Raw genomic sequence first — 25,345 nt, 5'->3', positions numbered from 1 at the left:
GCTTATTTATGTTTTATTCCACCTCAGCCTTTTTCAGCTGAGATCATTAAAAACATGGGTCTGCGTAGTTCATCCTGCATGTCTGGTAGCATCTCCTCAGATGGGGTGGATTCCTCGACTGCTTTAATACTAAAACCAGCTTCTATTAAACCATTGATATATGTCGAAATAGTCCGATGATATTTGATGACATTATCAGCAAGGAATGTGGTCTGCCGTATACCTTCTGTATGATAATGGTCAACAGGCCAATGTAATCGTTGGCCGTTCTGATCATAATACCAGTCCTGTTCTTCTCTTGCTGTGAAAATCGGGTGTTCAACAGAAAAAAGAAAAGTGCCACTAGGTTTGAGATAATCAAATACTTTGTTACAGATTGCTTGATAATCTTTTACATAATGTAGCGCTAATGAACTGAATACAACATCAAATGTAGCATTATTAAAACGGATGTTTTCTATCGGTTGTTTGATATAAGATATTGCTGAATCATTGGTCATCTCTATTGCTTCTTGCAACATTTTTTCTGAAATGTCTACACCGATGACTGAATTTGCCTTTAGCTCACGTGCATATCGACAATGCCATCCGAAACCACAACCTAAGTCGAGAACATCTTTATTTTGTAGGTTAGGGATTAACTCTTTAACCATATGCCATTCTCCCGCTGCCTCAAGACCAATAGTTGATCTAGGCATACTTTTATAAGCAGAAAAAAACTGATCATTGTCATATTTATTTTGCTTCATCAACTTTCAGCCCCTTACATTATTTAAGCTTTTCAATCGCAATTACAAACGGTGGATTATTTATTTGGTTAATAAATTGATATTGCAAGACTTGATATTGTTTTTGGTCCAATTCTGTGCAAAAGTTTAAGACATGATTTTTTTCTGTAGTACCACCTTTATGTCCATGATATATCACTAATACAATTCGTCCTTTAGATGTTAATAGTGACAGCATGGAGCGGATCGCTTGGATCGTTGTATCTGGTGTCGTAATAATCGAATGGTCTCCTTTAGGTAAATAACCTAAATTAAAAATGGCAGCTGAAATCAACTGTTCTTTTACATAAGAAGCTACGTGCTCATGACCATCATGAATGAGATCGACATTTTTTATTTGGTGATCTGATAACAAGCCTTTGGTTTGTTCAATAGCTTCTTTCTGAATATCAAATGCGTATACTTTTCCTGTGTCACCAACGAGCTTACTTAGCTTTAAGGTATCATTACCGTTTCCACAGGTTGCATCAATAACACTGTCTCCTTCTCTGACAATCTCTTCTAATAATTGATGAGAAAAAGGGATGATTGCTTTCATGTTGATTACTCCTCTGAAAAAAGTGTTCTGTGTTCTTCTGTATTTTAGCAAACAATTGTTGAAAAGTGTATGATATTTAGCGATTGTCATACAATAAATTTGAGGTGATCACGATGGCAACAAGAGATTCGATAGAAAATTTACTTATTGAAGGGCAACATATTATTCAACAAGCGGAAGAGCAGTTAGATATGTCTAATCGTAATCAGTTTTTGTTAAATGAAGATTATACAAACGCACATTTGGAATTAGAGAAATTATCACAGAGCATTGACCGGGTAATGGCAAGTGCGAATGCGCAACAAAGGGAGCAGCTTCATCGGTTTCAGTTAGTCGTAAATGAAAAGTTAAATGATATGATATTGGATGAAATTGATGTTACAAGATATGAATAAAATGGCTTGAGGTACAATCTTTTCTAGATTGGTACCTCTTTTTTGAATCTCTTTGGTGTACAATAAATGGGAGAGGTGATAATAAATGACATTAACTATTCGAAAGATGGAGTATAGAGATATTAAACAGGTACAGATGATTGCGAGAACAAGTTGGTATGCTACATATCAAGGAATTATTCCCATTGAAATACAAGAGAAATTTTTAGCTTCTGCATATAGTGAAGAAATGATGGAAAAAAGGCTGGAAAATTCGATGCTATTGGTTGCTGAAATGGAAGAACAACTTGTCGGTTTTGCCAACTTCTCAACGGTGAAAAATAACGGGGAGGTAGAGTTGCATGCTATCTATTTAATGCCTGCGTATCAAGGAAAGGGAATCGGTACATCATTACTAGACAAAGGCATCCAAAAACTAGATGGTGTCAAGGAAATATATGTGGATGTGGAAAAGGAAAACAGGATCGGACGGCATTTTTATGATGCTAAAGGGTTTAAGAAAGTGGAAGAATTTGATGATAACTTCGATGGACATATACTAGAAACAATACGAATGGTATTATTGCTGTAAAAAGTTCGGAGCGAACCGAGCTTTTTTTATATTGCATCCTTATATGTATTAGTGTACTATTTAGATAGTACACTAATACAAGGAGCGATGGAAGTGAGTATTTACAAAGGGTTATGGAAAAAAGAAATGATGATGATGAGAGGATTTCATGTTTTCATGCTGTTAGTATTTATCGCAGTGACTGGAATCACGATTTATCAAAGGGGACTTGCATTACTTGATGAAGTTACATTAATGGGATTATCGATGATGGGCATGATTCTTTTGCCAGCTACTTTATTATTCAGTCTTAATATGGAGGTTCATCAAATGTCCATATTTCTCTTTTTAAAGAAACAAATCTCCAAGCAAATTCATATAAAATTTTTACATGGAGTATTTTTGACTGGACTCTATTTATTAGTAATGGTTGTAATGTCGATAATATTAAAGCTTTTTGAGATGACTAACTATTCGTTTATTCAGCTTTTTAAATTATTAATGACCGCTTTTTTGTTTAACTTATTTATTGCGATATTGATAACCGTTTCAGTTTATGGTGCATGGGTGATGCACCAGTGGATGAAAGAAAACATTGGCTTTGTTTTTAGTATGTTCGCATTATTTTTGGTGTTTTTCTTAGTTATTAAAAGTTTTGAATGGATTTTGTCCATCCTGTCTTTTTTAGCAGATTGGTGGTTAATAGAAATACAAGCTATTGCCGATATTCCTTTAACTATTTTTATAGTAGATAATCAATTATCCCTCAGCTTAGTTATTGCTTTTGGACTGGTGTTATATGGCTTTTACCGCTTTTTTACATGGGTGCTTGTAAAAAGAGTGGAGGTGTAGCCAATGACTCAGCAATTTCAACGGGATAAGCCGATCTATTTACAGGTGGTCGATACTATTATTCAGGAAATAGTGAGTGGCATAAGGCAATCTGGAGAAAAATTGCCGTCAGTTCGTGAGTATGCGATCGAAGTAGGAGTTAACCCGAATACGATTCAAAGAGTTTATCGAGAATTGGATCAGCGTCAGATCACGATCACGAAGAGAGGACAGGGCACATTTGTCACAGAGGATAGCCGGTTAATTACTCAGGTTCGGGAAGAGTTGAAAAAGCAATATGTTGACCAATTTGTGGAGGATATGGAAGCCCTAGGGTTTAGTAAAGAGGAAATAATCTTAAGTTTAAAAGAGGGGGAGCATGATGCTTAAAGTACAGCATATCAGTAAAAGAAGGAAGTTTCGTAAAGTGTTGCAAGATTGTTCATTTGTGATAGAGACTGGCAAAATCATTGGAATAATCGGTGAAAATGGTAGTGGGAAAACAACCCTTTTAAAAGTGTTAGCTGGTATATTACGAGCTAATCAAGGGACTATTAATCTTGAAAATGACCGAAGTCAACAGATTTCTTATAGTCCGGACCAATCTTATTTCTATGATTATTTTTCCATTGAGGAGTTAATCGAATTTTATCAGTCACAATATCCAGATTTTAACCAGGAACGTGCTAATGCATTGATAGAGTTTTTTACATTAAATCGAAAAGAAAAGATCAAATATCTTTCCAAAGGGCAATTAGGCAGAGTCAAAATTGTAGTAACAATTGCAAGAGAAGCTCCTTTCTTAGTATTAGACGAACCGTTGGCAGGTCTTGATCCGCTAGTAAAAGAAAAAATAATTAAAGGTATTATTCAATTTATCGATTTAGAATCACAGTCATTAATTATAACTACTCATAAGTTATTGGAGGTAGAGCCCATTCTAGATGAAGTAATCGTTATGAAGAATGGAACTATTATCGAACAAAAGCAAGTGGAACAAATCAGGGAGGAGACGACGATTCAGCGTTGGCTTGAGCAACTATACTAAAATGCAATATTCTCACACCCTTTGAAATATGATATAATCTGATTCATTCCATATTGTGTATAATTTAGTATTTTCCGGAGGGTGTACATATGAAGTTTTTTGCTAGTTTAATTATGGTATTTGGAATTGGTTTTGCTGGAGCGGTGTTGTGGTTCGCTTCTTTTTCGACAAAGAGTCAAGCGTTTTATGGGAGATTTATTCCAATTGTGACAATTGGCTTCATCATAATTTCTATTCTACTTATTTATGAAAAATGGAAAAAACGTGCTGTGAAAATAATTAGCATTGCTTTTTTATTGTTAGCCGGAATTGCTGTTGGAAGTTATGAGGGTTATCAATATTATTTAAGAAGTCTAGAAATTGTCAGTACACAAGATGTTGACCTTAGCGATTATCAACCATTTGCAGAGAATACGCAAGCAGTTAAATTTGAGGAAGAGTCAACTTTACAAATAGAAGAGAATTTGCCTCGATTAGATGGAGCTACAGCACTATACCCCGTTTATGCTGCGTTTGCACAAGCCGTTTATCCGGATAAAGAGTATCGTGTAAACAACAGTGAAGTGATATCCAGTCAAACTTCTGGTGCTTTTGATAATCTAATAGACGGAGCGGTAGATATTGCATTTCTTGCCGAACCATCAGAAGAACAATATCAACAAGCAGAAAGAAAAAACGTAGATTTGTCACTCACACCAATTGGTAGAGAAGCATTTGTCTTTTTCGTTCATCATGATAATCCGGTCGAATCATTAACAGTAGAAGAAATTCAAGGAATCTATGCTGGAGAGATTACCAACTGGAAAGAGCTAGGGGGAAATGATGAGGAAATTCTCGCATTTCAACGTCCAGAAGGAAGTGGTAGTCAGTCTGCTTTAATTCGCTTTATGGATGGAAAATCGCTAATGGATCCACCAGCTGATGAGATTGTAACTGGTATGGCTGGTATTATCCGCGAAACGTTGGACTATCGAAATAAGGGAAATGCGATCGGTTATTCTTTCCGTTATTTTTCACAAGAAATGGTGGAGAGTGGTGATATTAAACATGTTGCCGTTAATGATGTAGCACCGACAAAAGAAAATATCCAAAACAATACATATCCAGTCGTTGCAGAATTTTATGCGATAACTGCGGGAAGTGATAATCCGAATGTATCACCATTTATTGAATGGATGCAGTCAGCGCCAGGCCAATCTCTTGTCGAACAAACTGGGTATGTTCCATTACCGTAGGAGGTGTGTTGATGATTACTATCCACGTAGTCGAGCTTCTATCTTATATTCCCGTATGGCTAGTGATTGTATTAGGGGCTATCTATTTTTATCGTAAGAATGAGGAAGAGATGGCGATTTGGAAAGTTGCCATCCTTATTTTTGTTGGAATGTTTACGTTTGATTTTCATTGGAATATAGAAAATGAATGGAGAATTCCTGTTTTACCTTTAGGTGTTTGGATTGTCTATTTTTTTATGCGTAAGGATTCAGAGCGTTGGCAGCGAGCACGTACGTTTGCCTGGTGGGGGTTCTTGTCTAGTTATTTATTTATCTTGTCAGGTCTAATAGCGATATTATTACAATCGATAATTTATCCAGATGATGAAGTGCAAACCTTTCTGGCAAATGTTGAAAATGCAGAGGTAAAGACAATTCATTCTTCGGGAGAATATAATATCTCATTGGACCCAGAAACATTTTCTGAAGCATTGGATACAGCTACAAGAAAAGAACTAGACTTTAACCAATGGCGTGATGAACAAATGAATGTGGAGCAAGAACATACTGAAGAATTCCCTTATTTAGTAGAAGGTGTCAAAGCTAAGTGGGGGAGCGGTTATATTCCTGTTGTATATGTAAGTAAAGATGGTTATCATCTGCTTATTTCTACTCTGGAGCAACAGTACTATTTTGAGACGGAGAAGAGATTGTGGGAGTGACTAACGAATGAAGCATAAAAAAACGGTCATCTTCATTAGTATTTTAATTCTACTTATAGTAGTTTCTAGCATTGGCTGGCATTACTATTTTTCAGAACCAGATCCCTTTTTATCGGAAGACATGATCATAGACCAAATTAATGAACATCATCAACTAGAGGTAGCGGAAATACAGGAAATTATTTTTTTAGATGAACAGCACGTTGTAGTTTTTTTCATCTCTACAGATGAAATGTATGCACAAGCATTTTGGGAATGGCAAAATAATGATTGGTTACTGATGGGACATAATGCGATGGGATCTTATACGGTATGGAATTTGAACGAAAGTGATCTGTATTTAATTTGGAATGTTCGTCCGGACCCCACGTTAAGTTATGTTGAAATAATTGGACAACGAGAGCGACAGTATGGCACAACGCAAGGAAACAATTATTATTACCCAGCATTACAATTAACGAAAAGAATCGATGTAGCAAGGGAAAAATACGGAGTGGAAGAGATCTCAGGTGTTTGGAAAGAAGTGATTGTTGATCTCCAACAAACCTCCGATCAAGTAGATGATTTTTTGACCATTTCATCTCCTCCAACAGAGGTAACGTTTGGTTGGGTACCATATGGATCAAATGAAAAAATATTGTCAGTTGATGACTATACGGTGAGTGAGTTTGGCTCAAGGTTTGGTGGAGGTATTAAGCCAATTCTTCGCCTAACTGAAGATGAATTACAATAAAAATTTGAAACTTTCCTTTCTTTCGTTCGTATTAATTAATAGTGAGAAGAGGAGGAATTTAGAATGATAGGTGTGTTAATTGCAACTGTTATTGCAATGCTTTTATATGTAGTAGGCTTAATCATTACCGTAAGCATTTCTTCGTTAAATGCTTCACGGATTATGAAACATGGTCTGATTATTTTCGTAATCGGTTATGTGATTACAGGTGTCATTTTCTATTTTATGATGCCGGCGATTACTGTACCAAACATGTTGATCGCTAATTTAATCGTAGCAGTAGTGTTATTGCCATTATTATTATATGTGATTCAACCAGGCGAAAAGGTAGAAACTAAGGTATTAAGTCCTCTTATTTTCTTTTTTGGCGTAGGATTAATTGGGGTAATTGTTGTAATTATTTTAGGATTTACGACACTAGATGAAGCCCATCAGAGTATTACCGTTCAAGAAGAAGAAGAGGCAGAACCGTTAACTAAAGATGAAACACCAATCACAGTAGCACCAGAATTTGCTCGAAATAAAATTCAGAAAGCAATGAGTGTTGTACCGAATCCGCAATTTTATGATCTAGGAAAGCTTCAAGTTCAAAAAGTTAAGGAAGAGATTGTTTATGTGGCACCTGTGGAATTTGCAGGCTTTTGGAAGTATCTTAGAGGAAAAGAAACAGCAGGTTATTTTACAATTTCAGCAACGAATGTAAATGCCCAACCAGAATTTCATGATAGCGCCATGCAATATACAAACTCAAGTTACTTTAATAAATATGTCCAACGGGTTATTTATAATAAGTATCCACACTATATTCAAAGTGGTGAAGCACAGATTGAAGTCGATGATGATGGGAAGCCTTGGTATGTACAAACCGTATACCGCCCAATGCATGTAACGAATAAACCGAATTTGGAAGACTTGAAAGTAGTGGTGATCGATCCTACTTCTGGAGATATGCAGATGTTTGATACAAATGAAGCGCCAGAATTTATAGAAGGCTCTGTCAGCTCTGAAATGGCTACTTTAGAGAATAATTACTTTGGTAAATATATTCATGGTTGGTTGAATAGTGTGTTTGGCAAAAGAGACGTTAAGATTCCTAATGAATCTGGTTCAGAATCTGGAGTAACACCAATATTTGATGAGAATGGTGACATGTTCTACTTTACTGATATGACATCACCAAAGGAAAATATCGATTCAGCTTTAGGCTATACGTTAGTAGATGCCAGAACGGGAGAACTCACCTATTATGGTGGAGAAAAGAACAATGGAATTATGGACAGTGAAGGTGCGAAACAAATAGTGAATAAAGAATTCCCTGAGAAAAAATGGGAAGGCTATATGCCAGTTCTTTATAATGTTGATGGTAACCCGACATGGGTGGTCAATGTCTTAGATCCAAATGGATTGCATAAGCAATACGCTTATATCAAGGCGAATGATTCTGATTTTGTTGTCTTTGGTGATACTGCCAATGAAACACTAGATGCCTATCGAATGGCCTTGTTACAAGACCCTGGCAATGTTGGTGCAACAGATGAAACAGTGACAGAGCAAGTAACAGGTGAAGTGGATCGCGTATTAGTTACATCATCTGAACAAGGGCAAATCGTACAATTTTTATTAACAGACGATTCGACCATTTATACAGTAAATGCGAGTAAATCACCACTAGCCATTTTCTTGGAAAAAGGAGACAGCATTGACGCTGAAGTTCAAATATTAGACAATGGAACAGCAACAGTCGAAGAATTAGTAATTGAAGAGTTAACTGAATAATAAAAAGTAAACAATTGCTATAAAGCATTAGCATTGCTTTAAAAAGACTATGCAAGAAAGGTGACTCCTGTGCTATACAGGGGTCACTTTTTTATATTATCAAAGCTCTTTTCCTTTGAATTCGACTAATTACAAACGAGAGCCATTTCGCAATAAAGGAGCAGGATTTCGCAATAAACAATTGCAATGATAATAAAAAAGCGAGCTCTTTAAATGAGTTAAGTTAATATATTTAGCATACACCGGACTAATGATAGACTTACTTTTTACGCGGAAAACTGTTCATTTGCATGGAAAGTTTTCCTCATGAAACGAACATTACCTCAGTAGATTATGAAGTTAAGCGGGTATGATAGGCTTTTTCTAATCAGTATGAACATTTAAATGGATTCAAGTGTCGATCAGCTATTCTTCTTGTTACCTATTCTTAAGTCCTAGATAAAAAGTTATAATTTTCATCTAAAAGTCCCATTACAATCTTCTTGATATGTTGTATAGTTGGAAATGGTGCGTAATGCCTGATTCTTTATATCTATAGAATGCCTGTTTAAGGATAAAACTCCTTATCTTTCACAACAATCAATCATACAGAAAAGGTGGATTATTATGAAATTTAAAATTGCCAATTTATCATTAAGAAACAAGATATCCCTCATTATCTTGCCTGTTGTTATTTTGTGTATAGTAGTATTGACTTGGCTCAGTGTTCAAAGTCTAGAAAGTAATGCACAGGATGACCTGGAACAGGAGTTGCGTAGTGTAGGTATATTAACTGCAATGCAACTGAATGGGGAAACAGTGAGTCAAATGCTTGAAGCTGATAGTGAAAATGATCCAGGCTTCATAGAAGCACAACAAATGCTGGAAGAGATTAAGAATGAACAAGGTATTATGGAGTGGAGTTACATTTGGGAGATGGAAAGTGAAGATAGTATTATTCCTGTAGCATATACAGAAAATTTAAATGAAATTTATAATGCAGGGGAGTCTTTTAATGATTTAGCAGATATTCACTTATTGCATGCTCATCAAGCTATGGAAACAGGAGAGCCGAGTGTAACAGATATTTTTGAAGATCCTTTTGGAACTTGGCGAACCGTTTTTGTCCCTTTAAAAGATGAATCAGGTAACCAGGTTGCCGTGCTAGGTATTGATTATTCAGCTGATTATATCTCTTCAGTTATTAATGGAGCGATCCTACTTCAATCCATTATAGGTGTAATTAGTGTAATTGTATTAAGTGTGCTTATTTACATCGTTATTCGTCAAATGACTAAACCTCTCGATAGGGTGGTTCAAGTAGCTACAGGCATAGCTCAAGGTGATTTGACTCATGAAAATTTAGAAGTCAATTCCAACGATGAAGTAGGTAAATTAACTGAAGCATTTAACAATATGTTAGTGAAGTTAAGAGAATTAATTTCAGGTATTTCTAATACAACGGTAGTGTTATCGAACCAAAGCGAAGAGTTAAATAAGTCGGCAAAAGAAGTACAAGTTGGTTCTGAACAAATTACAACCACTATGGAAGAGTTAGCAACAGGATCTGAGCAACAAGCAGAAAGTGTGGCAGAGCTTTCTTCCTTGATGGAAACATTTTCTGATAAAGTAAAAGATGCGAATAAGAATGGTGATTACATACTCCAATCATCCAATCAAGTACAAGAATTGACGGAAAATGGTAGTTCATTAATGGCATCGTCTAATCAACAAATGGTTAAAATTGATCAAATTGTACAAGATGCCGTTCAAAAAGTTCAAGGCTTAGATCAACAATCACAAGAAATTTCTAAGCTTGTCTCCGTTATTATGGATATTGCAGAACAAACGAACTTATTAGCATTAAATGCAGCAATAGAAGCTGCAAGAGCAGGTGAACATGGACAAGGTTTTGCGGTAGTTGCCGATGAAGTAAGAAAATTGGCTGAGCAAGTTTCCGTATCTGTTACTGACATTACCGGAATTGTTGATACTATTCAAGCAGAGTCTAGTAATGTAGCTCAATCATTACAAGGTGGATATAAAGAAGTAGAACATGGAACAAATCTCATCAAAAATACGGATGAAACCTTTAAAAACATTACAGGTTCTTTATCAGAAATGGCTAGCAACATTCAAACTGTTTCTAGTAATTTAGCAGACATATCTCAAAGTAGTAACACGATGAGCGTTTCAATTGAAAATATTGCCTCTACTTCGGAAGAAGCGGCAGCTGGAGTTGAGCAAACAACAGCTTCATCTCAACAAACTAGTAGTTCTATGGAAAGTGTTGCGGATAGCTCTGAGCAACTTGCTAAATTGTCTGAAGATCTGCGTAAATTAGTAGGTCAATTCAAGTTGTAATAGATTACAAGCAACCATAAAATCAACAGTGAAAAAAAGGAAATTATTCGCTGTTGATTTTTCCTCATGACAAGATAGACAACATCAAATTTTGAAAGAGAACATTACTACTTCGTACAGAGTAAAATATACAGACAGATTGGGGAAAAAGCGTATGATAATATCAATCTTTATTATTTTTATGATAGCAATCTATTATTTAGGGTTTAAAGGCTATAAACGTGTTAATTCCGCAGAGGATTTAATCGTTGCTAACTGGGACCTTCCATTGCCCCTAGTTACATGGAGTCTGACAGCAGCTTTACTTGCAGCACCTTTTTATCTTGGTGCAATTGATTCAGGTTACTTTCTAGGAGGTTGGGAAGCTTTTGCCACAATGGGTGGTTTAGGAACTTGTATGATAATTGGAGCATTTACTTGGGTAAAGCCTCTCAGAAGACTAAAAGGTTGGACAATAGGTGATTATTACGGTCTTCGATTTGCTGATAAAAAATTAGGGGCTTTTGCTGGAACGATTACCATTATCGCATTTGGTTTTTTTAATGCTGGAGCACTAACTGTCGGTGGTGCGTTAATAATTGAAACCATCTTTAATATACCACTTTGGGCAGCAGCTATTATTTTTGTTATTTTAACTTTAGTTTACTGTATTATGGGTGGTTTATGGTCACTAGCGTATGCTGACATTTTGAATGGAATTATATCGGTCATCGGCATTATTGCTGTCACAGTGGTGATAGCTGTCACATCAGATGGAACTATTTTTAACCCTGAGTGGTGGGACCCTAATAAATTGTTCCAAAAAGCAGGAGCAGAATTTTGGTCGTTATTTCTAGTACTAGCGATTGGTGACATAGCAGCAGCCGATTTAGGACAAAGAGTATGTGGAGCCAAAAGTCCTAAAGTCGCTTCTAAATCAATGGTCATTGCCGGTATCGTGGTTTTATTAATTGCGTGGACGCCCGGTATGATTGGGGAAGCTTTTAGGACAATATTTCCAGGTGTAGACAATGCAGAACCTTTATTATTAACTTACACCGTTACGTATTGGCATCCTATCTTTGCTGGTCTATTTCTGACAGCTATGGCAGGTATGGCGATGTCAACTCTTGCTGCGTGTTATATGGCAGCTGTCGGTGTATTCACTAAAAATATTTATTTAGATTTTATTGATTCGAAACCAAAACAAGACCGCTTTCTGCTTATTTCTCGAATTGCAATTGTTGTTTGTGGATTAGTTGCTCTAGTGTTATCAATTGCCTTTGAGGAAATCTTATCCTTAGCATACTTAGCATGGGATATCATTCTTGTAACATTAATTTGGCCACTAGTTATACCGCCATTTTGGAAAGGGGTAACTGGAAAAGCCGTGTGGTGGAGTATTGGTGTAGGGCTCATTGTTTACTTAGCAACAACGATGTTTGGTGTTCCTTTGCCAGGTGAAGGTGGCTTAATTTGGACGCTACTTCAAGTTCCCGGATTCTTTAGTTTTCTTATATCTGGTATTGTTATGTTTGCCGTTTCCTTCTTTACTACCCCTAGTGAAGCAGCTCTAGAGGCTCATAAAGTGGAGACGACACCTTCAAATGATGAAAATATCCCATTAGCTCATGGACAAAACGCTTAATCAATCATAGAAAGGGGCAATTATGATGAAGTTAAAAAATCAAGTTGCACTAATTACAGGAGGTAGTAAAGGGATAGGAAAGGGTATTGCTATTCAATTTGCTAAAGAAGGAGCAAATATCATTTTTACCCATTTGCCCAATGAAGAAAATGTCGATTCAGTTCTCCAGCAGATCCAATCATTCGGTGTAGAGTGTTTAGCTGTTCCAACAGATATTAGCAAGGAAGAAGATATCAATCAACTAGCTAAGTTGACAGAAGATAGATTTGGGAAAATTAATATACTAGTCAATAATGCTGGGACAATTGGAGAGGAAAAACCTCTAGTTGAGATGTCTACAGAGGAGTGGGACCATCTGATGAATATAGATCTTAGAGGGGTGTTTCTCATGTGTAAAAACTTTATCCCTATCATTGATCCGGAAAGTGTTGGAAAAATAATCAATATCTCATCTGAATTGTCGATTAAAGGCAGGGCAAATTATACCCATTATACTGCTGCTAAAGGCGCTGTAAATAGTTTAACGAGAAGTCTTGCTTTAGAATTGGCTCCGAATATTTTAGTAAACACTCTAGCACCTGGCCCAGTGGGTACTGATATGATCTTATCAGATATGGAACCTGAATGGATTGAAAAAGAGAAAGATATCCCGCTTCAAAGGTTAGGGAAAGTGGAAGAGATTGCTGCAACAGCACTTTTACTAGCTTCCAACGAGGGTGACTTTTTCTGTGGTCAGTTTATCAGCCCAAATGGTGGGGCAGTATTTATCTAGGAGGAACTGAGATCTTCCTACCTTTTGGAACTAATACTGTTGGTGAGATTAGAAGAACACATCTATCTCACCGACAGTATATAGTTCTGTATATGCTTTAAAGAAACAGATCGCATGAAAGAAACCACTCTATAAGACGTTTCCTTCTTTTCTCAATCTTCTATATATCTCTATCGTTGCAAGTCCACATAGTATCGCGGTCATGCTGATAAAGAAATAACCTGTTTGCATTCCGATTTTGTTACTCTCTGCAAATGTAGTACCGAAAGAGAGATTTGTTACCCATTCGATGATATAACCAATAATTAAATTGGTTATTACACCACCTATTCCAATAAGAACCACTGTAAACGTAATTGCTGTATCTGTTCCTTTTGTATATTTCCTTGCTAAGAGTGCCATCATTGTTGGGTAAATAGGGCCGATTCCGAAGCCAGCAATTGCAAAGAGAATAGCGAGACGATCACCAGTAAAAATAGGGATTAAACTTAACACACCTGCCAAAAAAGAAAAAACAATAATCGATATCGCATAACCAAATTTGTCGGTTACAGGGCCAAGTAAAAGCCTTGCTAACATAAAAGAAAAGAAGAAAATGGATAACATACCTGAAGCATCTGCAATGGTCCATTCACTAACTTTGACTAAATAGTTAACAAGCCAGGCTGCGATTCCTAATTCAGCTGTAACACCCATTGTTAAAGCAAATACAATCAGCCAAGCAATTGGATCTTTGGTTAATTTTTTGATAGATGTTCGGTCTTCTTCATCATCACCTTCCTCTTTCGGAAAACGACTTAACACAACTGGAATAATAGGCAAAACCGATAAGGAGAGCATGATTAAATACATACCTCGCCACCCTAAAACAGTGGCATTGATTTCCCACCCCATCATTTGTGCAGCAACAATTGGTGCAACTGTTGATCCAAGTCCGTAAAAGAAATGCGATAAATTCAGCATGGTTCCAGTATTTTGGGTGAATAATCGAGCAGCAATGATCGCAAGACTAATTTCAAGCATGCCATTTCCGATATATAGTAAGAAATAAGCTCCTACCAAAGAGGTGAAATTAGTAGAAAAATAGATAAATAGGCCAGAAATCGCCATTAATGCAAAGGTTAGTATACTCGTAGTTTTTGCTCCGATTTTGGCAATCAGCCAAGACGTATATGTACAAGCAAGTAAGAATCCAAAAGCGTTAATTGCTAATAAAGCACCCAATGTTCCATCAGATAATGATAATTCCTGTTGCATATCAGGAATTGCCGGACCTTTTATATTTTCGGAGACACCAAAAATTAAAAAACCTCCGAAAATCACAAATAATAATAAATAAAAATTTGTCTTCTTATTTAAATGCATATGTACAAGTCCTCTCATGTAAGCGTTAAATTTAATCATACAATAATAAAATAGATTTGTAATCTATTGTGATTCGTCCTTTTTTATCAGCAATAGGCGAGAAGACTCCCACCTCAAGGAATGAAAATGATTAGGTGGGAGATGAATTGCCTTCGGACAAGAGATGGCTCACTTGCCATCTCGATTGTTCGACTATTCAAGTGCTTGCATGCTTTCTTTTTTTCCTGAAATGACCGATCCACCATACAAAATATGGTATAATAGATGTATCGTGATACAGAGAGAGGTGAAAGCATTGCTTGTTAACAAAGCCTACAAATTTCGCATCTACCCAATGAAAGAACAGGAAAGACAAAATGCGAAAACCATTGGCTGTTCTCGTTTTGTCTTCAATCATTTTCTAGCAAAATGGAACGATACATACCAAGAAACAGGGAAAGGACTGACGTATAACGCTTGTTCTGCTCAACTACCTCATTTAAAAGAAGAATTGAGCTGGTTAAAAGAAGTAGACAGCATTGCGATCCAATCCTCCCTAAAAAACCTCTCCGATGCCTTCTCCAGATTCTTTAAACAGCAGAACAAAGCCCCACGATTCAAGTCCAAAAAGCATCCTGTTCAATCCTACACAACGAAGCAAACAAACGGAAATATCTCCATGGAAGGGAACCAAATTAAACTACCGAAACTCGGGCTCGTTCGCTTTGCCAAAAGTCGAGAAGTCGAAGGCCGGATCCTAAATGCCACCATCAGACGTAATCCAAGCGGAAAATATTTCATCTCTATTCTTGCAGAAACAGATGTCCAACCATTAGAAAAAACAGAATCAGCTATCGGCATCGACTTAGGTATGACAGACTTTGCGATTCTTTCGGATGGACAAAAGGTGGATAATCATCGTTTCACCACTAAAATGGAAAAGAAATTAAAACGAGAACAAAAAAAACTGTCCAGACGTGCCCAACATGCGAAAAACAATGGGATCGACTTACTCGATGCCAAAAACTATCAAAAACAAAAACGTAAAGTTGCGAGATTGTATGAAAAAGTAATGAATCAACGTGCGGACTTTCTGAGCAAGTTAAGTACAGACCTCATCCAAAACCACGATGTAATCTGTATCGAAGACTTGAACACGAAAGGAATGTTGCGCAACCATAAACTAGCAAAATCTATCGCTGACGTATCATGGTCGAGCTTTGTATCCAAACTAACATACAAAGCAGAATGGTACGGCAAAACGATCGTGAAAATAAGTAAATGGTTTCCATCAAGTCAAATATGTTCTGCTTGTGGATATCACGATGGCAAGAAGTCGCTTGAGATAAGGGAATGGACTTGTCCAGTTTGCCATACTCACCACGATCGAGATGTCAATGCGAGCAAAAATATTCTAGCCGAAGGATTACGAATGGTAGCTTCGGCTTAAACAACCAATAAAACCGTAGGGACTACGGGGATAGCTTGGTAAAGAAGAGAAACCACTGTTAGGGAAGAAATAAACTAATAAGTACGCTCTGTTCCCAAGAATCCCCCACTTCAAACATCCTGAAAGGAGGTTAAGTGGGGGTAGTTCAAATATAATTAATCTGATATTATTATGTACTTTCCCATTTCCCTTTTGAAATTATGTTATGATGGTCCTATAATCATTGCGTTTGTTTTGGTTTGAAATCTGGGAGGAAGATTATGATCGATTTTACTAAAAGACAAAAAGAAATTATGAATATTTTAACAAAGCATGAACCTATTACTGCAGAACAAATTGCAGAAATGCTTGGTGTAAGCAAGGGCACACTTCGTTCTGATTTAGCGGTGTTAGTAATGACAGGGCATATCGAAGCCAAACCGAAAGTAGGTTACTTTTTATCTAAGAATGTAAATCAGACGAATCAACATGATATTTGGAAACAAACGCTTGTCAAAGATATTCAAGGAGTTGCTGTTACTGTAAAGGGTACGACAACAGTGAATGATGCTGTTATATCACTTTTTTTAGAGGATGTTGGAACATTAATCGTTGTAGATGATAATAACCAATTAGAGGGAATTGTATCTCGTAAAGATCTACTAAAGGTTACTTTAGGAAATCCTAAAGCGGCGTCGATGCCAGTGCAATTAGTCATGACAAGGCAACCAAAAGTCTACACGATTTCCCCTGATCAAAGTGTTTACGAAGCAGCGAAAATGATGGTGTATTACGAAGTAGATAGTTTACCAGTTGTGAAACACACTGACAACAGCCGAGTTTATAAAGTGATTGGTCGAATAACCAAAACAAATATTGTAAAAGCATTAGTTAACATGGGATCTGAAGTACAGCATAAAGGGGAGTCTTAAAATGCAAGATAATCAGTCGTTTATTTTTGTGTGTTCTGATGCAGTTGGAGAAACTGCAGAAGCGGTTGTAAGAGCAACAGTTAGACAATTTACTAGTAGAGATGTGCAAGTAAAAAGATATAGTCACATCCAAACAGAAGAAGAAATTGAAGCAATTGTTCAAGAAGTAAGGTCAAACGATAGTTTTATTGCATATACACTTGTTCAACCTGAGTTGAGAGCTAAAATGCAACAAGATGCTATTCGTTATGATATACGAGCAGTAGATGTAATGGGTCCTATGATGCAAGCGTATATTGACACATTCAATGGTAATCCGAAACCAGAACCTGGTCAGCGCCAAGTGTTAGATGAAGAGTATTTTAAAAGAATAGAAGCAGTAGAATTCGCAGTCAAATATGATGATGGAAAAGATGTAAAAGGTTTATTACTAGCTGATGTAGTATTAATTGGAGTTTCAAGAACTTCTAAAACACCATTAAGCATATTTCTAGCACATAAAGGAATTAAAACAGCTAACCTTCCTATTTTACCAGATATGGAAGCTCCGGAAGAGTTATTTCAACCAGCTGATCGCATGATTGTCGGGCTGACCATTGATCCAGGTCACTTATTAAAAATTAGATCCGAAAGACTAAAAACGTTAGGATTACCTGCAGAGTCTAAGTATGCTTCCATGGATCAAATTAAGCGAGAATTAAAAACTGCTAATGAGTTGATGAAAAAACTCGATTGTCCTGTCATTAACGTTTCGGATAAGTCAATTGAAGAAACAGCAGGTGTCATCATGAAAATGCGTGCGGAAGGCTAAAGGGGTATACATAGATAAGCACCATGCATACTTCAAGAATAGTTTACACCAAATACTCAAGTGTGAAGTATAGTGATCACCGGGTGAAATTTAGCTGAGTGCGGACATTTGTTCCGTTATTTATAACAAAAGTGCTGTTTTTAGCGTGGTCGCGGACATCTATTCCGCTATTCATCGAAAATAGTGCTCATTTAAGCCAAAATGAACCAAATAAGGGATTCAATGTCCGCTAACATCGATAAAAGGGTGATTTTTAGTCAAATAACGTACTCAATGTCCGCTCAATAAATGTTAGCAAAAAACTTTCACAGTTTATATCTAATTTGAAAGTGTGACAGGGAGGACCGGCAGAGTTTGCCGGTTTTTCTTATCAGATAGGAAAGCATATAAACCGCGACATGATAGTATTTTTTTGTATCATAGGTGGTCATTTTGAAATGTTATGTAGACGGAAAGCATCGCTCCGGCTGCCAGCTTCCCTTTCCATGGGGTTTGACCTTCAGCTAACTTTTCCAAGCAATAACCGCTTGAAAAAGTGGATCTTCAGGTAAAACAGTTCCCACAGGAGTTGAAGCGGGCGCCCCTCGCTATAAAGCAGCTCTACAACTTAAGTGACAGCTAACTTTTTGAGGTTTTATACAATGTAAAATAAAATGTCCGTACGTAAAAAAATGTAGAACGTTATTTAGCGCAGGCGCCCACTTCGACTCCTGTGGGATCAGCGTGATCTGAAGATCCACTTTTGTAAAGCGATCTTCTTTACAAAAGTTAGCTGAAGACACGCCCCACGGAAAGCGAAGTGGGCAAGCCGTAGCGGTTGTTACGCCCAATATCCATCTCAAAATAACTACTTTATACTATCGTAGATATATTATTTTGGTCAATGAAAAGGACCGGGTGGGCTTCTTCCCGGTTTTTCTTATATGCGCATTTTTCGATTATTCAAACAGTTCGTGATATTATAAGATTAACTTGGTAAATTTAGGAGGTACATATGCGAAAAAGAGTATTAGTCACCGAACCAATTCCCGAGACAGTAAAAAATTATCTGCAAGAACATGTTGAATTAACAACATGGGATAGTCCAGAACAAATGCCTAGAGAAGAACTATTAAATACAATTGGCAACTTTCATGGATTGATAACAGCGAAAGACCGCATTGATAATGAATTACTAGAACAAGCAGGTCAACTGGAAGTAGTGAGTAATATTTCTGTTGGTTATGACAATTTTGATGTCGATGCATTAAAACGTTCAGAAGTCATAGCGACACACACACCATATGTATTAGATGAAACAGTGGCAGACCTTATTTTCGGGTTAATTCTTAGCAGCGCAAGAAGAATTACCGAGTTAGATCAATATGTCAAGCAAGGTAAATGGGATAAAGCAGTTGACGCCCCATTATTTGGTCACAATGTCCATCATAAACAACTAGGAATTATAGGGATGGGCAGAATCGGAGAGAAAGTGGCTAGAAGAGCAAAACTAGGCTTTGAAATGGAGGTTACATACTATAACCGATCTCGTAAAGAAACAGTGGAAAACGAGTTAGGGGTAGTATATCAGGAGCTTGATCCTTTGTTGCAAGAATCTGATTTTATATTACTGATGACTCCATTAACAAAAGAAACATTGCATTTAATTAATGCAGATGCATTTAAAAAAATGAAAACCTCTTGCTTTTTTATTAATGCATCGCGAGGTAAAGTTGTCGATGAAGCAGCGATGATTAAAGCTTTAGAAGGAAAGAAAATTGCTGGAGCAGGGCTGGATGTGTTTGAACAAGAACCTATAGAACCAGATAATCCACTATTGAAAATGGATAATGTCGTTACTTTACCGCACATAGGATCTGCAACCGCAGAGACACGAGAAGAAATGAAATTATTCGCGGCTAAAAATATGTTACAAGGTTTAAGTGGTAAACAACCGGAGGCCGTCATTAAAGAATTACAATAATAACGGAGGGATTATGATGGCGAATATTCAATTGGGTAACACAGATTTATATATCAATCCAATCGGTCTAGGAACTAATGCAGTTGGTGGTCATAATTTGTATCCTGATTTAAATGAAGAAACAGGAAAAGAGTTAATTCGTACAGCAATGAATGAAGGGATTAACTTTTTAGATACCGCCTATATTTATGGGCCGGGAAGGTCTGAAGAATTGATTGGTGAAGTATTAACTGAAACTGGTAAAAGAAATGAAATGATCATTGCCACAAAAGGTGCTCACCGTCCAAAAGGAAATGACATGGTTACGGACAATTCACCAGCTTTTCTAAAGCAGACGGTAGAAGAGAGTCTAAACCGGTTACAGACAGATTATATTGATTTGTTTTATATTCATTTTCCTGATGAGGAAACACCTAAAGATGAAGCGATTGGAGCGTTATTTGAATTAAAAGAGCAAGGAAAAATAAGATCAATCGGTGTATCGAATTTTTCACTTGAACAACTAAAAGAAGCTAATAAAGATGGATATGTTGATGTTTTTCAAGGGGAATATAACTTAATCAACCGTCAGGCAGAAGAAGAACTTTTCCCTTATTTGAAGGAGCATGGTATCTCATTTGTGCCTTATTTTCCACTCGCTGCCGGTCTATTAGCAGGTAAATATAAAAAAGGTGATCAGTTCCAAGATTTACGTCAAAATATGGAACACTTTAAAGGTGAGCGTTTTGAACGAGAATTAGATCGTTTGGAAGAAGTAAAACAAATCGCAGCAGTCAAAGGGGCAGAAACTGCTCATGTCGTACTAGCTTGGTATTTAAAAAATCCAGTCATTGATGCGATTATTCCAGGTGCAAAACGACCAAGTCAAGTTTCCGTTAATTTGAAAACATTAGATGTTCAGTTAACAGATGACGAGTATAACAAAATAGATCAGGTCTATCGTTAAGGTAAATATAAAATGGAAGCAGTAAAAACCCGGTTCAAATGAACCGGGTTTTTACTAATTAAGCACCATTAGTTTTTAACTTATTCATTTGCACGGTTTGCTTGTTCCATTACACGATTCGTTTCCTCAGCTGCTTGATCTAAAGCTTCTTGTGGATCAGTGCCTTGTAATACATTTTCCATGGCGGTAACAACTTGTTGTCTAGCTTCAGGGAAAACGGAAATTAATGCACCTTGTGTTGCATAAGAAGGTTTTGTTTCTTGTAATTGATCAACCGTAACTTTTAGTTGAGGAAACTCTTCCCATCTTTCTTGTACAATTTCTTCATCATACGCAGCAGGGTTAATAGCAAAATACCCTGTATCAATATGCCATTTTGCTTGGCTTTCCGGTGTTTGTAAGAATTTCATAAACTCCCAAGCTGCTTGTTGTTTTTCTTCTTCAATGCCATTAGACATCCAAAGGGAGGCACCACCGATAATAACGCCATTACGTTCAGCTTCTTCTGAATAAGGAATATAAGCAACGCCAACTTCAAACGGTGCATTTTCAACTGTGCCAGCAACACCAGCTGAAGAGTCTAAATACATAGCCGTATTTTCAGTTTGAAATGCTGCACGGATATCATCCCAATTAGATCCAAAGTTACCGTATGTACCAGCTTTGTTCATTTCGTCGATTAACTGGAATACTCGTAACCCTTCTTCACCATTGAATACGGCTTCCGTTGCTTCCTCACTACGACCATTATCATTGTTGACAAAGAGTCCGCCTTGTGTAGCAATTAATTCTTCAATAAACCATCCATAATTTAAAATCGAGAAACCGTATCTTTCTGTGTTATCACCGTCTTTAACTGTCAGTTTTTCAGCTGCTTCTTTGATTTCTTCAAAGGTTTGTGGCGGATTCTCGGGATCTAAACCTGCTTCCTCAAATGCATCTTTATTATATAACATGACTGGAGTAGAGGAGTTAAATGGCATCGAATATAGTTGATCATCGACAGTGTAATAGTTCAATATGTTTTCTTCTAATTGATTAATATCATATCCTTCTTGATCAATGAAAGATTGAACTGGTTCAATAAAACCACTATCAATCATATATTTTGTACCGACTTCAAAGGTCTGGATGATTGCCGGTGCATCTTCTGTTCCGCCAACACTGCGGAATTTGGTTAATGCCTCTTCATAAGAGCCTTGAAATTCAGGGATTATCGTATATTGGTCTTGCGATTGGTTGAAATTATCGACAATTGCTTCAATGGACTCTTGTCCACCACCGGACATCGCATGCCAAAAAACAGCTTCTACCTTTTCATCAGTTGCTTCTTCGTTTGTGTCTTCATTTTCACTACTATCATCAGTTTGTTGCTCTTCACCGGAAGTATCTTCTTCAGGTTCCTCTCCCTCCGCATCATTAGAACATGCCGAGATAAATACTAGTAAACATACTGTTAAAAACAATAGTAATAGCTTTTTCATTTGAATAATTCCCCCTTATTATTTAAGTGCACCTTGGGCAAGGCCTTTTTGCAATTGTTTTTGCCCTAAAAACAACAAGATTAATGTCGGAATGATGACGATAATGACTCCTGCCATAACCACCCCCCATTCTGATGCCATTTCCTGTGTTTGCAACTGCTTTAAACCGATTTGAACGGTTCTTACTTGATCATTGTTCGTCACAAGTAACGGCCATAAATACATATTCCACGTTGTCAAGAATCCATAAGCTCCTAATGTTACAAAGGATGTACGACAGTATGGAATGACAACCTTCCAAAAAAATTTAAAAGAGCGTAATCCGGCGATATCGCTAGCTTCTTTTAATTCTTTAGGTATTGTTAGGAAATGTTGTCGTAAAAGGAACGTTCCAAACGCAATAGCAAAGAAAGGTATCGTTAAACTTTGGTAATTATTAATCCAGTCTAGTTGCTGAATCGTGAGGAAGTTTGGAATCATGGTAGCTTCCCATGGAATCATCATCGTTGAGATAAAGATAAAAAAGACAATGTGTCTACCTTTAAAAGGAATGAATACAAAAGCATAAGCAGCTAACGCACTTACGAGTAATTGTCCTAGCATCACGACAGTTGAAATAAAAAAGCTATTCCATAAATAGTGGGCTAGTGGTAATCGTTCGAAAGCTTTCTGATAATTTTCTAGATGAAAGCTTTCCGGTATGAACTTTCCTTGTAATAGTTCCGCACCACTCATAAAGCTGATCAAGAACGCATATACTACCGGAAAAAAGACGATGACAGCTGTCAATATTAACAATAGATATGTAATGATAGGGCGAAGTATTTTCATTGATAGTGCACCTTCCTTTCTCCAAACTTAAATTGTAGAATCGTTACAATTAAAATACATATAAACAGGAAGATTGATTGTGCACTTGCTGTTCCAAACTGGTAATTAACAAAGGCTTCACGATAGATAGAATAAACGATCAGATTAGTAGATTCAGATGGACCGCCTTGTGTGAGAATATCAACTTGTCCAAACGTTTGAAACGCATTAATTAGTGAAACGGTAATAACAAAAAATAAAGTAGGTGATAGCATAGGAATCGTAATTCTTCGCAGTTGGTAGAAATAGCTTGCGCCTGAAATTTTGGCGCTTTCATAAAGGTGATCATCAATATTTTGTAAGCCACCTAATAAAATAAGAAAAGAGAATCCTATATTCATCCAAATCGTTGTGATAGAAACGGAAACTAATGCCCAATCTGGATGTAGCAACCAATCTATAGAAGTGCCACCTATGGAAGTAATGAGCTGGTTTAAAATCCCCATACTTGGGTGGAATATAAATAACCAGACTACCGCAGAGGCAGCGACGGAAATTCCCATTGTCGAGGAGTAAATGGTTCGAAAAATGCCGACACCTCTAATCTTTTCGTTTGCTAGTAAAGCTAGGAATAAAGAAATAATCACTCCAGTCGGTACCGTGTACAGCACAAACAAAATAGTTGCTTTAATACTTTTATGGAAACTTTCTGCCTGAAGAATATATTGAAAATTTTCTAAACCGACAAAAACATTTGCATTTCCTTGCTGATCCGTTAAAAAGAAACTTAAATACAAGGTTTTTCCAAGTGGATAAAATAAAAAGACACTAAAAAGAATGATGGATGGTAGTAAATATAAGATTGCTGATCTCCAATGTATAAATCGCCACTTTAAATCTATCTTATTAATGGACTTCTCTTGTATTTCTGCTGTGCTTTTCATATGATTCCCTCGCGAATATGCTGATGTTGAATATTTTTGGGACCTTGAAGTAATTTTTCCGTTTGTCCATCATAGATACAAAGCGAATCTGGATCCAGTGTCAATCTCACTGTCTGGCCAACGTGAATATCCCATTGGCCATACCACTTGGCATACCAAACAGAATCATCATTCCATTTAAATTTTAGTAAAGTTTCCGTCCCTAAAATTTCCACATGATCGATTGTTACGGCAAAAGACAGATCTAGGCTAGATGGTTCTTCCTGGATCTTGATGTTCTCGGGACGAATACCTACAAGGACTTGATCACTGTTTGTGTCATTTACAACTAAGCGATCAACAGGTATCGAAATTTCTTTACTAATTGTTATTTTAGAAGAATTTTTATCTACTAATCCAGTTGTCAAATTCATCGGTGGTGAACCAATAAATTTTGCCACAAATGGATTTGCAGGTGTATTGTAAACATCGATTGGTTTTCCAACTTGTTGAACCACACCTTCATTTAATACCATAATCCGATCTCCCATTGTCATTGCTTCCACCTGATCATGTGTAACATAAATTAAGGTAATCCCTAGTTTTCTCTGTAATTCACGAATTTCTGAACGCATATGTGCTCTTAATTTAGCATCTAAATTAGATAAAGGCTCATCCATCAAACAAATAGGGGAGTTAGTAATAATAGCTCTCGCTAAAGCAACACGTTGTCTTTGGCCACCTGATAAATGACGAGGCTTTCTTTTTAAATAATCTGTTAAACCTAGCATGGCAGCAATTTCATAACACTTTTCTTTCTTTTCTTTTTTTCGCATTTTTTTAACATCGAGACCAAATGTAATGTTATCTTCAACAGTCATATGAGGATAGAGCGCATAATTTTGAAAAACCATGGATAGTTGACGTTTGCTGGGTGGGAGATGATCTGCTTTTTTGCCATCAATTAATAGCGAACCTGAAGTTATGTCTTCCAATCCCGCTATCATTCGTAACAGTGTACTTTTTCCGCATCCTGAAGGTCCAACAAGTACAAAAAATTCTCCAGGTTCAATGGTTACGCTGACATCTTTGACAACAAGTTGCTCTTTGTCATAACTTTTATCGACTTGTTTGAGTTCGACAGAATACATGATAGATTCTCCTTTAATAGATTAGCTTGTATGTCACTGCCGATTATAGAGAAGTTTTATGAATGGAGTATTAATATAGTGTAAAAAAATATATACAAAAATTAACAAATATTATCACTAATTAATAAAATTCGAGAAAAAATACTTCCATAATAGACAGAATATTGTATGATAGTAATGGTAAAGAAATCTATAGATAAAAATGTTTATTGTTG

The 25,345-nt window shown here is 36.7% G+C and carries 24 protein-coding genes; 17 read left to right on the top strand and 7 right to left on the bottom strand.

What is annotated here, in order from left to right:
- Positions 1 to 23: 23 nt before the first annotated feature.
- The gene (locus D569_RS0119280) at positions 24 to 749 is read right to left on the bottom strand and encodes a class I SAM-dependent methyltransferase (protein ID WP_018934077.1); all 726 of its coding nucleotides are present in this window, start codon (positions 747 to 749) and stop codon (positions 24 to 26) included.
- Positions 750 to 768: 19 nt separating this feature from the next.
- Complete coding sequence (gene mnmM / locus D569_RS0119275) at positions 769 to 1,326, bottom strand: tRNA 5-(aminomethyl)-2-thiouridylate-methyltransferase MnmM (protein ID WP_018934076.1); 558 nt, start codon at positions 1,324 to 1,326, stop codon at positions 769 to 771.
- A 113-nt stretch (positions 1,327 to 1,439) separates the two neighbouring features.
- Here mnmM and D569_RS0119270 point away from each other — a divergent pair, with 113 nt between their 5' ends.
- From D569_RS0119270 to D569_RS0119215, 12 genes are all read left to right on the top strand, one after another.
- Entirely contained in the window at positions 1,440 to 1,721 is a 282-nt protein-coding gene (locus D569_RS0119270) for a DUF2524 family protein (RefSeq protein WP_018934075.1), read from the top strand.
- Between the two features lie 85 nt (positions 1,722 to 1,806).
- On the top strand, positions 1,807 to 2,292 hold the full coding sequence (locus D569_RS0119265) for a GNAT family N-acetyltransferase (protein WP_018934074.1): 486 nt from the start codon (positions 1,807 to 1,809) through the stop codon (positions 2,290 to 2,292).
- Positions 2,293 to 2,385: 93 nt separating this feature from the next.
- Positions 2,386 to 3,123 carry a hypothetical protein gene (locus tag D569_RS0119260; protein WP_018934073.1) on the top strand — a complete coding sequence of 246 codons (738 nt, stop codon included), beginning with the start codon at positions 2,386 to 2,388 and terminating at the stop codon, positions 3,121 to 3,123.
- 3 nt (positions 3,124 to 3,126) lie between these two features.
- Positions 3,127 to 3,492, top strand: a complete 366-nt coding sequence (locus D569_RS0119255; protein ID WP_018934072.1) for a GntR family transcriptional regulator — start codon at positions 3,127 to 3,129, stop codon at positions 3,490 to 3,492.
- Positions 3,482 to 4,150, top strand: coding sequence for an ATP-binding cassette domain-containing protein (locus D569_RS0119250; RefSeq protein ID WP_245548528.1), 669 nt, complete (start codon positions 3,482 to 3,484; stop codon positions 4,148 to 4,150). Before D569_RS0119255 ends, D569_RS0119250 begins: the two co-directional genes overlap by 11 nt.
- 89 nt (positions 4,151 to 4,239) lie before the next feature.
- Positions 4,240 to 5,385 (top strand): substrate-binding domain-containing protein, encoded by a 1,146-nt coding sequence (locus tag D569_RS0119245; protein ID WP_018934070.1) that lies wholly within the window; start codon positions 4,240 to 4,242, stop codon positions 5,383 to 5,385.
- A gap of 11 nt (positions 5,386 to 5,396) precedes the next feature.
- Positions 5,397 to 6,086: a hypothetical protein gene (locus tag D569_RS0119240; RefSeq protein ID WP_018934069.1), complete on the top strand. Its 690-nt coding sequence runs from the start codon at positions 5,397 to 5,399 to the stop codon at positions 6,084 to 6,086.
- 7 nt (positions 6,087 to 6,093) lie between these two features.
- Positions 6,094 to 6,819, top strand: coding sequence for a hypothetical protein (locus tag D569_RS0119235; RefSeq protein ID WP_018934068.1), 726 nt, complete (start codon positions 6,094 to 6,096; stop codon positions 6,817 to 6,819).
- 63 nt (positions 6,820 to 6,882) lie between these two features.
- Positions 6,883 to 8,595 (top strand): hypothetical protein, encoded by a 1,713-nt coding sequence (locus tag D569_RS0119230; protein WP_018934067.1) that lies wholly within the window; start codon positions 6,883 to 6,885, stop codon positions 8,593 to 8,595.
- A 606-nt stretch (positions 8,596 to 9,201) separates the two neighbouring features.
- The gene (locus D569_RS0119225) at positions 9,202 to 10,938 is read left to right on the top strand and encodes a methyl-accepting chemotaxis protein (RefSeq protein ID WP_018934066.1); all 1,737 of its coding nucleotides are present in this window, start codon (positions 9,202 to 9,204) and stop codon (positions 10,936 to 10,938) included.
- Between the two features lie 154 nt (positions 10,939 to 11,092).
- Positions 11,093 to 12,565 (top strand): sodium:solute symporter family protein, encoded by a 1,473-nt coding sequence (locus tag D569_RS0119220; protein ID WP_018934065.1) that lies wholly within the window; start codon positions 11,093 to 11,095, stop codon positions 12,563 to 12,565.
- 22 nt (positions 12,566 to 12,587) lie between these two features.
- Positions 12,588 to 13,337, top strand: a complete 750-nt coding sequence (locus D569_RS0119215; RefSeq protein WP_026287395.1) for an SDR family NAD(P)-dependent oxidoreductase — start codon at positions 12,588 to 12,590, stop codon at positions 13,335 to 13,337.
- Positions 13,338 to 13,466: 129 nt separating this feature from the next.
- Here D569_RS0119215 and D569_RS0119210 read toward each other — a convergent pair whose 3' ends face one another.
- Positions 13,467 to 14,702, bottom strand: coding sequence for an MFS transporter (locus tag D569_RS0119210; RefSeq protein WP_018934063.1), 1,236 nt, complete (start codon positions 14,700 to 14,702; stop codon positions 13,467 to 13,469).
- 295 nt (positions 14,703 to 14,997) lie between these two features.
- On the opposite strand from D569_RS0119210, the gene tnpB reads away from it, so the two are divergent.
- The 5 genes from tnpB (at position 14,998) to D569_RS0119185 (ending at position 20,762) form a co-directional block, all read left to right on the top strand.
- Positions 14,998 to 16,131 carry an IS200/IS605 family element RNA-guided endonuclease TnpB gene (gene tnpB / locus D569_RS0119205; protein ID WP_026287394.1) on the top strand — a complete coding sequence of 378 codons (1,134 nt, stop codon included), beginning with the start codon at positions 14,998 to 15,000 and terminating at the stop codon, positions 16,129 to 16,131.
- Between the two features lie 260 nt (positions 16,132 to 16,391).
- Entirely contained in the window at positions 16,392 to 17,042 is a 651-nt protein-coding gene (locus D569_RS0119200) for a helix-turn-helix transcriptional regulator (RefSeq protein WP_018934061.1), read from the top strand.
- A gap of 1 nt (position 17,043) precedes the next feature.
- A complete protein-coding gene (locus tag D569_RS0119195) occupies positions 17,044 to 17,853 on the top strand; it encodes a pyruvate, water dikinase regulatory protein (RefSeq protein WP_018934060.1) in 810 nt (269 codons plus the stop codon).
- 994 nt (positions 17,854 to 18,847) lie between these two features.
- A complete protein-coding gene (locus D569_RS0119190) occupies positions 18,848 to 19,816 on the top strand; it encodes a 2-hydroxyacid dehydrogenase (RefSeq protein ID WP_018934059.1) in 969 nt (322 codons plus the stop codon).
- A 13-nt stretch (positions 19,817 to 19,829) separates the two neighbouring features.
- Positions 19,830 to 20,762: an aldo/keto reductase gene (locus tag D569_RS0119185; protein WP_026287392.1), complete on the top strand. Its 933-nt coding sequence runs from the start codon at positions 19,830 to 19,832 to the stop codon at positions 20,760 to 20,762.
- 80 nt (positions 20,763 to 20,842) lie between these two features.
- Here the strand turns inward: D569_RS0119185 and D569_RS0119180 are convergent, their stop codons facing one another.
- Genes D569_RS0119180 through D569_RS0119165 form a run of 4 tightly spaced genes read right to left on the bottom strand, consistent with a single transcriptional unit; the run spans position 20,843 to position 25,130 of the window.
- Complete coding sequence (locus tag D569_RS0119180) at positions 20,843 to 22,246, bottom strand: ABC transporter substrate-binding protein (protein ID WP_018934057.1); 1,404 nt, start codon at positions 22,244 to 22,246, stop codon at positions 20,843 to 20,845.
- A gap of 18 nt (positions 22,247 to 22,264) precedes the next feature.
- Positions 22,265 to 23,077: a carbohydrate ABC transporter permease gene (locus tag D569_RS0119175; protein WP_018934056.1), complete on the bottom strand. Its 813-nt coding sequence runs from the start codon at positions 23,075 to 23,077 to the stop codon at positions 22,265 to 22,267.
- Complete coding sequence (locus D569_RS0119170) at positions 23,074 to 24,000, bottom strand: carbohydrate ABC transporter permease (protein WP_018934055.1); 927 nt, start codon at positions 23,998 to 24,000, stop codon at positions 23,074 to 23,076. The genes D569_RS0119175 and D569_RS0119170 overlap by 4 nt, the downstream gene beginning before the upstream one ends.
- Positions 23,997 to 25,130 (bottom strand): ABC transporter ATP-binding protein, encoded by a 1,134-nt coding sequence (locus D569_RS0119165; RefSeq protein ID WP_018934054.1) that lies wholly within the window; start codon positions 25,128 to 25,130, stop codon positions 23,997 to 23,999. Before D569_RS0119165 ends, D569_RS0119170 begins: the two co-directional genes overlap by 4 nt.
- Between the last annotated feature and the right edge of the window lie 215 nt (positions 25,131 to 25,345).

This window comes from Gracilibacillus lacisalsi DSM 19029, from assembly GCF_000377765.1.
Taxonomy (GTDB): domain Bacteria; phylum Bacillota; class Bacilli; order Bacillales; family Amphibacillaceae; genus Gracilibacillus; species Gracilibacillus lacisalsi.
This window is presented reverse-complemented; position numbering and strand designations above follow the sequence as displayed.